Source organism: Citrobacter sp. RHBSTW-00599, assembly GCF_013784065.1.
Classification (GTDB): Bacteria; Pseudomonadota; Gammaproteobacteria; order Enterobacterales; family Enterobacteriaceae; genus Citrobacter; species Citrobacter braakii.
This window is the reverse complement of record NZ_CP056717.1, coordinates 489,253-501,690: the sequence shown is the minus strand read 5'-3', so window position 1 is coordinate 501,690 and position 12,438 is coordinate 489,253. Positions and strand designations below refer to the sequence as shown.

8 protein-coding genes are annotated in these 12,438 nt (G+C 55.4%); 4 read left to right on the top strand and 4 right to left on the bottom strand.

Going from position 1 to position 12,438, the window contains the following annotated elements; translation table 11 throughout:
- Positions 1-101: 101 nt before the first annotated feature.
- Positions 102-1,031: a TIGR01212 family radical SAM protein gene (locus tag HV243_RS02415; RefSeq protein ID WP_049040958.1), complete on the bottom strand. Its 930-nt coding sequence runs from the start codon at positions 1,029-1,031 to the stop codon at positions 102-104.
- A gap of 684 nt (positions 1,032-1,715) precedes the next feature.
- Between HV243_RS02415 and gltB the strand changes: the two genes are divergently transcribed.
- The 4 genes from gltB to HV243_RS02395 all read left to right on the top strand — a co-directional run bounded on the left by gltB (position 1,716) and on the right by HV243_RS02395 (position 10,312).
- Positions 1,716-6,176, top strand: a complete 4,461-nt coding sequence (gene gltB / locus HV243_RS02410; protein ID WP_131351537.1) for a glutamate synthase large subunit — start codon at positions 1,716-1,718, stop codon at positions 6,174-6,176.
- Positions 6,177-6,188: 12 nt separating this feature from the next.
- Complete coding sequence (locus HV243_RS02405; protein ID WP_016154696.1) at positions 6,189-7,607, top strand: glutamate synthase small subunit; 1,419 nt, start codon at positions 6,189-6,191, stop codon at positions 7,605-7,607.
- A gap of 184 nt (positions 7,608-7,791) precedes the next feature.
- A complete protein-coding gene (codB, locus tag HV243_RS02400) occupies positions 7,792-9,042 on the top strand; it encodes a cytosine permease (protein WP_016154697.1) in 1,251 nt (416 codons plus the stop codon).
- Positions 9,032-10,312: a cytosine deaminase gene (locus HV243_RS02395; protein ID WP_053389266.1), complete on the top strand. Its 1,281-nt coding sequence runs from the start codon at positions 9,032-9,034 to the stop codon at positions 10,310-10,312. Before codB ends, HV243_RS02395 begins: the two co-directional genes overlap by 11 nt.
- A 60-nt stretch (positions 10,313-10,372) precedes the next feature.
- Here the strand turns inward: HV243_RS02395 and nanQ are convergent, their stop codons facing one another.
- The 3 genes from nanQ to HV243_RS02380 are packed head-to-tail and all read right to left on the bottom strand — an operon-like array spanning position 10,373 to position 12,398.
- Complete coding sequence (nanQ, locus tag HV243_RS02390) at positions 10,373-10,840, bottom strand: N-acetylneuraminate anomerase (RefSeq protein WP_053389265.1); 468 nt, start codon at positions 10,838-10,840, stop codon at positions 10,373-10,375.
- Positions 10,841-10,842: 2 nt separating this feature from the next.
- Entirely contained in the window at positions 10,843-11,712 is an 870-nt protein-coding gene (gene nanK / locus HV243_RS02385; RefSeq protein WP_053389264.1) for an N-acetylmannosamine kinase, read from the bottom strand.
- A complete protein-coding gene (locus tag HV243_RS02380) occupies positions 11,709-12,398 on the bottom strand; it encodes an N-acetylmannosamine-6-phosphate 2-epimerase (RefSeq protein WP_019077794.1) in 690 nt (229 codons plus the stop codon). The genes nanK and HV243_RS02380 overlap by 4 nt, the downstream gene beginning before the upstream one ends.
- Positions 12,399-12,438: the final 40 nt, after the last annotated feature.

The window sequence follows — 12,438 nt, the reverse complement described above, 5'->3', positions numbered from 1 at the left end:
CAAGAAATGCGGAGGTTATCGGTGAAATGACCGAGGAGAGATTCAACGTGGGCCTGATAAGCGTAGCGTCATCAGGCAAGCAGGCGCAGATTGCCGGATAGTTAGCTCCCAGGCTGAATCCACGGAGTGCCAAGCGCAGAGCCTTGAACACCATGAGCATTGAGATAGCGATCCAGTTCGACCATCCCGGTCCAGCGGTTTTCACACCATAGCGGAGCCAACAGCATTGGGCGACGCGCGCTGGCAGAGATTCGATGATAAATCACCTCTGGCGGCGTATGGCGGATCATCTCCCCGGCGGTAACCGTGTAGTCGTCCAGTTCAATTCCGTTCAGCCGTCCGGCTTCCCAGGCCTTTGCCATCGTACTGCCTTTCACAATATGCAGCGGATGCAGCTTAATACCGTCAACGCCCGTCTCCACCACTCGTTCCATGGTTTGCAGACAGTCTGCCTGTCCTTCTCCCGGCAGACCAACAATCAGGTGTGAGCACACTTTCAGCCCGCGCTCGCGCGCCAGCCGCGTGGTGTTCTGATAGCAGGCAAAATCATGGCCGCGGTTAATCCGGTGCAGAGTTTTGTCATGCGCAGTTTGCAGACCGAGCTCCAGCCATACCTCATAGCCGAGGTCTTTATACTCACAAAGCAGATCGAGTACCGCATCCGGCACGCAGTCGGGGCGCGTCCCAACGCATAACCCAACGATGTTGGCCTGGCTGACCGCCTGTTGATACATCGAACGCAGCACCTGTACTTCCGCGAAGGTGCTGGTATAAGCCTGGAAATAGGCCAGATAGCGTCTGGCGCGATTGACCAACTGCGCCTGATGCTCAAGCTGCTCGGCAATTGAATGGTGCTGCTGTGCTTCATCGGCAAACGAGGCGACATTACAGAAAGTACATCCGCCGCGTCCGATGGTGCCATCACGGTTTGGACAGCTAAATCCGCCGTGCAGCGTGAGTTTATGAACCTTTTGCCCATAACGGCGAGAAAGATCCCCACCAAACATATTGACTAATTTCTGTAACTGCATAATCTGGTAGACCGCGCCTTGAAAAGAGGCCAAAGCCTGCCATTTTTTGCCCCAGTCGGCGATGACCTGGATCAATCGCCCTGGCGAGCCTTTATTTATTGCATAACAAATCAAAATAATCGAAATTTCATTCACTCAAAATATAATTACTTTTCCTTATATCCAGCTGTTTTTTTTATCTTCTTATACTCTCAGCGTAAAAACAGTATCTTTAAGACGCCAAAACTCTAAAAACCAGCATAAAATGCCAAGTATATCGATAAACAAAGGGAGGACGAGAGATATCCGGCCTCTCTTACAGTGAGACAGATCACACTTCCCAGGGCATCCTCCTCAGGTTATATCAATGTATAAAACCCTTTTATTTCAATATTTTCATAAAGTTAATTGCCCAATAGCACATTTTTGCATAAATAAGATTGCCATTTGACCTGTGTGTGGATTCCCGATAACTTGGAAATCCGCTGGAAGCTTTCTGGATGAGCAGTCTGCTCATCATATTTATGCAGTAATTGAGATTCCCTCTGAAGCAAGTCCTCAAACTTGTTTGACCTGTGCGAAAAGGATAAAGAGGGCGAATGCGAGGTAAGCGTATGACACGCAAACCCCGTCGCCATGCTCTTGGTGTGCCCGTGCGCAACGGTCCAGATGGGAATCCCGCAGAGCCTGGGGAGGTTCACTGATATGTTGTACGATAAATCCCTTGAGAGGGATAACTGTGGTTTCGGCCTGATCGCCCACATAGAAGGCGAACCTAGCCACAAGGTAGTGCGTACCGCCATACACGCACTGGCCCGCATGCAGCACCGTGGCGCAATTCTTGCCGATGGAAAAACCGGCGATGGTTGCGGCCTGCTGTTACAAAAACCTGACCGCTTTTTCCGCATCGTAGCGCAAGAGCGCGGCTGGCGTTTAGCCAAAAACTACGCCGTCGGCATGATCTTTTTAAATAAAGACGCTGAGCTGGCAGCGGCTTCTCGTCGCATTGTAGAAGAAGAATTACAGCAGGAGACCCTGTCGATTGTCGGCTGGCGCGACGTGCCGACTAACGAAGGTGTTCTCGGTGAAATTGCGCTCTCCTCCCTGCCTCGTATCGAGCAAATTTTTGTTAATGCCCCTGCGGGCTGGCGTCCGCGTGATATGGAGCGTCGCCTGTTCATCGCGCGCCGTCGTATCGAAAAACGCCTCCAGGAAGATAAAGACTTCTACGTCTGTAGCTTGTCGAACCTGGTCAATATCTATAAAGGTCTGTGTATGCCGGCGGATCTGCCGCGCTTTTACCTGGACCTGGCGGACCTGCGTCTGGAATCGGCCATCTGCCTGTTCCACCAGCGCTTCTCCACCAACACCGTACCACGCTGGCCGCTGGCGCAACCGTTTCGCTACCTGGCGCACAATGGTGAAATCAACACCATCACCGGCAACCGCCAGTGGGCGCGCGCTCGTACCTATAAATTCCAGACGCCGCTGATCCCTGATCTGCACGACGCCGCACCGTTCGTTAACGAAACCGGCTCCGACTCCAGCTCAATGGATAACATGCTGGAACTGCTGCTGGCTGGTGGGATGGATATCATCCGCGCCATGCGTCTACTGGTGCCGCCGGCCTGGCAGAATAACCCGGATATGGACCCGGAGCTGCGCGCGTTCTTCGACTTTAACTCCATGCACATGGAGCCGTGGGATGGTCCGGCGGGTATCGTTATGTCCGACGGTCGCTTTGCCGCCTGTAACCTTGACCGCAACGGCCTGCGTCCGGCGCGCTACGTCATCACCAAAGACAAGCTGATTACCTGCGCTTCTGAAGTCGGGATCTGGGATTATCAGCCGGATGAAGTGGTTGAGAAAGGTCGCGTCGGCCCTGGGGAGTTGATGGTTATCGATACCCGTAGCGGGCGCATTCTGCATTCAGCTGAAACCGATGACGATCTGAAAAGCCGCCACCCCTACAAAGAGTGGATGGAGAAGAACGTCCGCCGTCTGGTGCCTTTCGAAGACCTGGCTGACGATCAGGTCGGCAGCCGTGAACTGGACGATGACACCCTCGCCAGCTACCAGAAACAGTTTAACTACAGCGCTGAAGAGCTGGATTCCGTTATCCGCGTGCTCGGTGAAAATGGTCAGGAAGCGGTCGGTTCAATGGGTGATGATACCCCGTTTGCCGTGCTCTCCAGCCAGCCGCGCATCATTTATGACTACTTCCGCCAGCAGTTTGCCCAGGTCACCAACCCGCCGATCGACCCGCTGCGTGAAGCGCACGTCATGTCGCTGGCCACCAGCATCGGTCGTGAGATGAACGTCTTCTGCGAAGCCGAAGGTCAGGCGCACCGTCTGAGCTTTAAGTCGCCGATCCTGCTGTACTCCGATTTCACCCAGCTCACCACCATGAAAGAGGAGCATTATCGCGCTGACCGACTGGATATCACCTTCGACGTGACCGAAACCACGCTCGAAGAGACCGTCAAAGCATTGTGCGATAAGGCTGAACAGATGGTGCGTAACGGCACGGTGCTGCTGGTGCTCTCTGACCGTAATATCGCAAAAAACCGCTTGCCGGTTCCGGCACCGATGGCCGTTGGCGCAGTACAAACACGTCTGGTAGAACAAAGCCTGCGTTGCGATGCCAACATCATCGTTGAAACCGCCAGCGCCCGTGACCCGCACCATTTTGCCGTTCTGCTCGGTTTTGGCGCGACAGCCATTTATCCGTATCTGGCGTATGAAACGCTGGGACGTCTGATCGACACTCAAGCGATTGCCAAAGATTACCGGACCGTGATGCTGAACTACCGTAACGGCATCAACAAGGGTCTGTACAAAATCATGTCCAAAATGGGCATCTCGACCATCGCCTCTTACCGCTGCTCGAAGCTTTTTGAAGCCGTTGGTCTGCACGATGATGTTGTGGCTTTATGCTTCCAGGGCGTGGTCAGTCGCATCAGCGGCGCGGGTTTTACCGACTTCCAGCAGGATCTGCTGAACCTCTCCAAACATGCCTGGCTGGCGCGTAAGCCCATCAGCCAGGGCGGTTTGCTGAAGTACGTTCACGGCGGCGAATACCACGCCTACAACCCGGACGTGGTGCGCACGCTGCAACAGGCAGTACAAAGCGGCGAGTACAGCGACTATCAGGAATATGCAAAGCTGGTCAATGAGCGTCCGGCGGCCACGCTGCGCGATCTGCTGGCGATTACACCTGGCGATGAAGCCGTAAGCATTAGCGAAGTAGAACCCGCAACCGAACTGTTTAAACGCTTTGATACCGCAGCGATGTCTATCGGGGCATTAAGCCCGGAAGCACACGAGGCGCTGGCCGAAGCCATGAACAGCATCGGCGGTAACTCGAACTCCGGTGAAGGCGGCGAAGATCCGGCACGCTACGGCACTAACAAGGTGTCGCGCATTAAGCAGGTGGCTTCCGGTCGCTTTGGCGTAACCCCAGCGTACCTGGTCAATGCTGATGTCATTCAGATTAAAGTCGCTCAAGGCGCGAAGCCGGGCGAAGGCGGTCAGTTACCGGGTGATAAAGTCACCCCGTACATCGCCAAACTGCGTTATTCGGTGCCGGGCGTGACGCTGATCTCCCCGCCGCCGCACCACGATATCTACTCTATCGAGGACTTAGCGCAGCTGATTTTCGACCTGAAACAGGTTAACCCGAAAGCGATGATCTCGGTGAAGCTGGTTTCCGAACCGGGCGTCGGCACTATTGCGACCGGCGTGGCGAAAGCCTATGCGGATCTGATTACCATTGCCGGCTACGATGGCGGTACCGGTGCAAGTCCGCTCTCATCCGTGAAGTATGCGGGCTGCCCGTGGGAACTCGGTCTGGTGGAAACCCAGCAGGCGCTGGTGGCTAACGGTCTGCGTCACAAGATCCGTCTGCAGGTCGATGGCGGTCTGAAAACCGGCGTCGATATCATTAAAGCGGCAATTTTGGGTGCAGAAAGCTTCGGTTTCGGCACCGGCCCCATGGTCGCGCTGGGCTGTAAATACCTGCGTATTTGCCATCTGAACAACTGCGCAACCGGCGTGGCAACTCAGGATGACAAACTGCGTAAGAACCACTATCACGGCCTGCCGTTCAAAGTGACTAACTACTTTGAATTTATCGCCCGCGAAACCCGCGAGCTGATGGCGCAACTGGGCGTGAAACGTCTGGTGGATCTGATTGGTCGTACCGACCTGCTCAAAGAGCTGGAAGGGTTTACCGCCAAGCAGCAGAAACTGGAGCTGTCTCGTCTGCTGGAAACCGCTGAACCGCATCCAGGTAAAGCGCTGCATTGCACTGAAAACAATCCGCCGTTTGATAACGGCGTGCTGAACGCCCAGCTGTTACAGCAGGCGAAACCGTTTGTCGACGAGCGCCAGAGCAAAACCTTCTGGTTCGATATCCGCAACACCGACCGTTCCGTCGGCGCATCGCTGTCGGGCTATATCGCTCAGACGCATGGCGATCAGGGGCTGGCATCTGACCCGATTAAAGCACACTTCAGCGGTACCGCAGGCCAGAGCTTCGGCGTGTGGAACGCGGGCGGCGTGGAGCTGTATCTGACCGGCGATGCCAACGACTATGTCGGTAAAGGCATGGCGGGCGGCCTGCTGGCAGTGCGTCCTCCGGTTGGCTCTGCTTTCCGTAGCCATGAGGCGAGCATCATTGGTAACACCTGCCTGTATGGTGCTACCGGTGGCCGCCTGTTTGCTGCGGGTCGTGCGGGTGAGCGTTTTGCGGTGCGTAACTCCGGCGCTATTACCGTGGTTGAAGGTATTGGCGACAACGGCTGTGAATATATGACCGGCGGCATCGTGTGTATTCTCGGCAAAACCGGCGTCAACTTCGGTGCGGGCATGACCGGCGGATTCGCCTACGTGCTCGACGAAGACGGTGAATTCCGCAAACGCGTGAACCCGGAACTGGTAGAAGTACTGAGCGTGGACTCGCTGGCTATTCATGAGGAACACCTGCGCGGCCTGATTACCGAGCACGTACAACATACCGGTTCTTCACTCGGCGAAGAGATCCTGGCGAACTGGCCAGCATTCTCGGCGAAATTCGCGCTGGTAAAACCGAAATCCAGTGATGTGAAAGCACTGTTGGGTCACCGTAGTCGTAGCGCAGCAGAGCTGCGTGTGCAGGCGCAGTAAGGGGTAGCAGCAATGAGTCAGAACGTATACCAATTTATCGACCTGCAGCGCGTTGATCCACCGAAGAAACCGCTGAAGATCCGTAAGATCGAATTTATCGAGATCTACGAGCCGTTTTCCGAAGGCCAGGCCAAAGCACAGGCAGATCGCTGTCTTTCCTGCGGCAACCCGTACTGCGAGTGGAAGTGCCCGGTACATAACTACATCCCGAACTGGCTTAAGCTGGCGAATGAGGGACGTATTTTTGAAGCGGCAGAACTGTCGCACCAGACTAACACTCTGCCGGAAGTCTGTGGCCGAGTGTGCCCGCAGGATCGTCTTTGTGAAGGATCCTGCACGCTAAACGATGAGTTCGGTGCGGTGACTATCGGCAACATCGAGCGCTATATCAACGATAAAGCGTTCGAGATGGGCTGGCGTCCGGATATGACTGGCGTTCGCCAGACGGACAAGCGCGTGGCGATCATCGGTGCAGGTCCGGCGGGCCTGGCCTGTGCTGATGTGCTGACCCGCAACGGCGTGAAGGCGGTGGTATTTGACCGCCACCCGGAAATCGGCGGTCTGCTGACCTTCGGGATCCCGGCGTTCAAGCTGGAGAAAGAGGTCATGACCCGTCGCCGTGAAATCTTCACCGGTATGGGCATTGAGTTCAAACTAAACGTGGAAGTGGGCCGCGACGTGCAGCTCAACGATCTGCTGAAGGATTACGATGCCGTGTTCCTTGGCGTAGGTACCTATCAGTCGATGCGCGGTGGGCTGGAAAACGAAGACGCTTCCGGCGTATTTGATGCCCTGCCGTTCCTGATCGCCAATACCAAACAGTTGATGGGATTTGGCGAAAGCAGTGACGAGCCGTACATCAGCATGGAAGGCAAACGCGTCGTTGTTCTCGGCGGTGGCGATACCGCGATGGACTGCGTGCGGACCTCGGTTCGCCAGAACGCGGCACACGTAATCTGCGCCTATCGCCGCGACGAAGAGAACATGCCGGGTTCCAAACGCGAGGTGAAAAACGCGCGTGAAGAAGGCGTCGAGTTCCAGTTCAACGTCCAGCCTTTAGGCGTGGAAGTGAATGCCAACGGTAAAGTGTGCGGCGTGAAAATGGCGCGCACCGAAATGGGCGAACCGGATGCGAAGGGTCGACGCCGCGCGGAGATCGTCGCTGGTTCCGAGCACGTTGTTCCAGCTGATGCGGTGGTACTGGCGTTTGGATTCCGCCCGCACAGTATGGAGTGGCTGAAAGAGCACAGCGTCGAGCTGGATTCTCAGGGCCGTATTATTGCTCCGGAACGCAGCGATAACGCCTTCCAGACCAGCAACCCAAAAATCTTCGCAGGTGGCGATATCGTGCGTGGTTCGGATCTTGTAGTCACCGCGATTGCCGAAGGTCGTAAAGCGGCAGACGGTATCCTGAACTACCTGGAAGTGTAAGTAAGCATCTTCTGGCATCTCATCTTCAAACGCTGATGAGATGCCAGATTCCTCGCAACCCCCCTGCCCCTCCCCTCTATCAACACCGTGAAAGAGAACTAAAAAAACATACGGAAACGTTTGCTTTATTCTGAGAACTGTATATTATGCGGCGGATTTTTTGGGCAAAATTCATGGAGGCGTTGTGTCGCAGGACAACAATTATAGCCAGGGCCCCGTCCCTCTGGCGGCGCGGAAGGGCGTGATTCCACTAACGTTTGTCATGTTGGGACTCACATTTTTTTCCGCCAGTATGTGGACCGGTGGCACACTCGGTACCGGTCTTTCCTATAATGATTTCTTCCTGGCAGTTCTCTTCGGTAATCTTCTCCTCGGTATTTACACTGCATTTCTCGGTTTTATCGGCGCAAAAACAGGGCTCTCAACCCACCTTCTGGCACGTTACTCATTTGGTTTGAAAGGTTCATGGCTTCCCTCACTGCTCTTAGGCGGTACACAGGTAGGCTGGTTTGGCGTTGGTGTGGCCATGTTTGCTATCCCGGTTGGCAAAGCGACGGGGATTGACGTCAATGTTCTGATTGCGGTTTCCGGTCTGTTGATGACCCTGACTATCTTTTTTGGCATCTCGGCGCTGACCGTTTTATCTATCATCGCCGTACCTGCCATCGTCGTTCTTGGCAGCTACTCCGTCTGGCTGGCGGTGAGCGATGTTGGCGGTTTAGACCATTTAAAAGCGATAGTGCCGCAGACACCGCTGAATTTCTCAACCGCACTGGCGCTGGTGGTCGGCTCATTTATCAGCGCAGGCACGTTAACCGCCGACTTTGTCCGCTTTGGCCGCAACGCCAAAGGTGCGGTACTGATTGCCATGGTGGCATTTTTCCTTGGCAACTCGTTGATGTTTATCTTCGGCGCTGCGGGTGCCGCCGCTGTTGGACAGGCGGACATCTCTGACGTAATGATTGCTCAGGGCCTGCTGCTGCCCGCAATTGTGGTTCTCGGCCTGAATATCTGGACCACCAACGACAATGCGCTCTACGCTTCAGGTTTGGGATTTGCCAATATTACCGGCCTTTCCAGCCGTTCGCTGTCGGTGGCTAACGGTATTATCGGCACACTGTGCGCACTGTGGCTTTACAATAACTTTGTCGGTTGGCTGACATTTTTGTCGGCAGCGATTCCTCCAATTGGTGGAGTGATTATCGCCGACTATCTGCTGAACCATCGCCGATATGCCGACTTCAGCAAAGCACAATTTATTTCCGTAAACTGGATAGCTATCCTGTCCGTTGCACTGGGCATTGCCGCCGGTCACTATATTCCCGGTATCGTGCCCGTCAACGCCGTACTCGGCGGCGTATTCAGCTATATCCTGCTGAACCCACTTTTCAATCGCAGCCTTGCTAAATCACCAGAGGTCAGCCATGCAGAATAATAACATCATCATTCGTCAGGCGCGTTTACAGGGACGCGAAGGATTGTGGCAGCTCACGGTTGAAAACGGGCGCTTCAGCCGAATTGAGGCTCAGGACGCAGCTACGTTGCCGCAGGGGGAAGTGCTTGATGCCGAAGGTGGCCTGGCAATCCCACCGTTCGTAGAGCCACATATCCACCTGGATACCACGCAAACCGCGGGGGAGCCGAGCTGGAACCAGTCTGGTACGTTATTTGAAGGCATTGAGCGCTGGGCCGAACGTAAGGCAATGCTCACTCACGATGACGTCAAAGCGCGCGCCATGCAGACTCTTAAGTGGCAGATGGCCAACGGCATCCAGTATGTCCGCACTCACGTTGACGTTTCCGACCCTACGCTGACGGCGCTGAAAGCCATGCTGGAGGTGAAGCAAGAAGTCGCTCCGTGGGTAGAGCTGCAGATTGTCGCGTTCCCGCAAGAGGGCATTCTTTCTTATCCCAACGGTGAAGCGTTATTAGAGGAAGCCGTGCGTTTGGGTGCCGACGTCATTGGCGCTATCCCCCACTTTGAATTTACGCGTGAATATGGCGTGGAGTCGTTGCACAAAATTTTCGCCCTCGCGCAAAAATACGACAGACTTATCGACGTGCACTGTGACGAAATTGACGATGAGCAATCACGCTTTGTTGAAACCGTCGCGGCGCTGGCCCATCGCGACAATATGGGCGAGCGCGTGACCGCCAGCCATACTACGGCAATGCACTCCTATAACGGCGCGTATGCTTCCCGTCTTTTCCGCCTGTTGAAAATGTCCGGCATTAACTTTGTCGCGAATCCACTGGTGAATATTCACCTGCAAGGGCGCTTTGACACGTATCCTAAACGCCGCGGCGTTACACGCGTCAAAGAGATGCTGGAGGCAGAGATCAACGTCTGCTTCGGCCATGATGACGTCTTCGATCCGTGGTATCCGCTGGGCACCGCGAATATGCTGCAGGTACTGCACATGGGGTTACATGTGTGTCAGCTGATGGGATACGGACAAATTAACGATGGCCTGAATCTGATCACCACCCACAGCGCGAAAACCCTGCACCTGCAGGACTACGGTCTGAGCGTAGGGAATTCCGCGAACCTGGTGATTTTACCGGCAGAGAATGGGTTTGACGCGGTTCGTCGCCAGACGCCTGCACGTTATTCCATTCGTCACGGGCGAATCATTGCCGAGACTGTGCCGAGCCAAACGACGCTGCATCTGACGCAGCCGGAAGCGGTGACGTTTAAGCGCTAGGTTGTAATATCCGGTGTCGGATGGCGCAAGCCTTGCCATCCGACACCGTCGCTCTCATCGTCAGTTGTGTAATAAACTGGCGCGCACCTTGATCACCACCTTTTTGATGTCCATCGGAGCCTGTACCACGCAGCCCGGCTTATGCGGCTCGCCCGGCATAAAAATCACAAATCTTCCCGGCTTCAGTACCATCGCCTGCTCATCGGCAATCTGGCTACACAGCTGATAATCATCCTCAACGTGCATCTCTTCGCACTGACGAGCAGAATCAGTCATCCCGAACAGAATGCGTTCTTCACCGGATAACAGCACCTGAATATCAATGTATTCCCTGTGCAGTTCCGCTTTCTTTTGCTCCGGGCTCTGCGTTGCAAATTGCATAACATTCATAAAAATATTATCGCCCTGCAACTCGTAGCGCCCTGGCGTTTTCTCCTGCAGATTCGCCGCAACAGCCAGCGTTAACGCCTGCTGCAAAACCGGATGTAATCCGGCAGAAGGCAATGAACGCAACTCATCTGACATCATAATCAATCTCCCTGGGCCAACAGCGCGGCCCCCAGTAATCCAGCGTCATGACGGTAATGCGCCGCCCGTAATTCTACGTGGTAAGCCGAAGGCTCTTGTGCCAGATAGTTTTCCACCAGCGCCAGATACCCTTCTGCCAGCCCCACGCTGCCGCCAATCACCACAATCTGGCAATCGATCGTGGCCTTCACATCGGCGACAAGCCTTGCCAAAGTACGTGCCGAACGATGGATCAACCGACTGGCCTGCTCATCACCCTGCCCGGCGCGGCTAAAAATGGTTTTGGCGTCGCATCCAGCAAGCGCGCCTTCGGCAGCCGCCGCGATCCCACGACCGGAAGCGATCGCCTCGACACAACCCACACGCCCGCAACCGCACACCGGCCCATGCGGATCAGCCAGCGTATGTCCCAGATGCCCGGCCAGACCGCCAATCCCGGTCAGCAGCTTCCCATCATTTACCACCCCGCCGCCTACACCGGTGGAGACGGTGATAAACACCATATCGCGGTACTCGCCGCCAAGCGCATGATACTCAGCCCACGCCGCGGCCTGCGCGTCATTGACTGCCAGCGTCGGCAAAGCGGTGAGATCTTTTAGCGTTTGCACCAGAGGAAAATGCAGCAGCCCGCCGAGGTTGTGCGGGTTCAGCGCCAGTAGAGAACCGTCGCGGATAATCCCCGTTGAGGCGATCGCCACCCGCGTTGCCTGCCCCTGTAGCAGCGCAACCAGTGCTTGTAACGCGGCACGCAGAGCATCCGGTGTTTTGCTGGCGGGCGTCGGCAATTCATGACGCTCTTGAATTTGCAGGCTGCTGTCTACCAGTGCGACAGCCAGTTTGGTGCCGCCAATATCAATCGACAGCGTGGTCATAGCACCGCCTTTTTAAGCGCTGTGTTGTACCACTGGCAAATGTGCTCCAGCCGGGTAATGGCTGAGCCGACTGTCACCGCCCATGCGCCATGACGCATCGCCTCAGCGGCCTGCGCTGGCGTGTTGTAACGTCCTTCAGCAATCACCCGACAACCCGCGTCGCTTAAAGACTTCACCAGAGCCAGATCCGGCTCTTCGGGCGTTTCTGGCGTAGTATAACCAGAAAGGGTAGTGCCAATGATTTCGGCACCGAGTTTCTGGCAGGCCATGCCATCCGCCATGGACGAACAGTCAGCCATCGCAAGGCGTTGGTGATGATGAATACGTGCCAGTAAGGTTTCTACAGGTACCGGACGTACGCGATCGGTACCGTCGATGGCGATGATGTCAGCGCCTGCCTGCGCTAACGCATCAACATCCTCGAGATATGCGGTGATGCGAACCGGAGAGTCATCAAGGTCACGTTTGAGAATGCCGATAATCGGCACCGAAACTACCGCCCTGGTCGCTTTCAGGTTTTCCACCCCTTCAATGCGTAACGCCACCGCGCCAGCCTGTTCTGCGGCCAGCGCCATCGCCGCAACAATTTCCGGTTTATCTAACGGGCTGTCAGGAACAGGCTGGCAGGAGACAATCAGCCCGCCGTTCGCGGCAATCTTGATATCCAGTTGTTCAAGTAACGACATGCTTATTCCCTTATGACTATTGCCCGGCGCAGGACCGGGC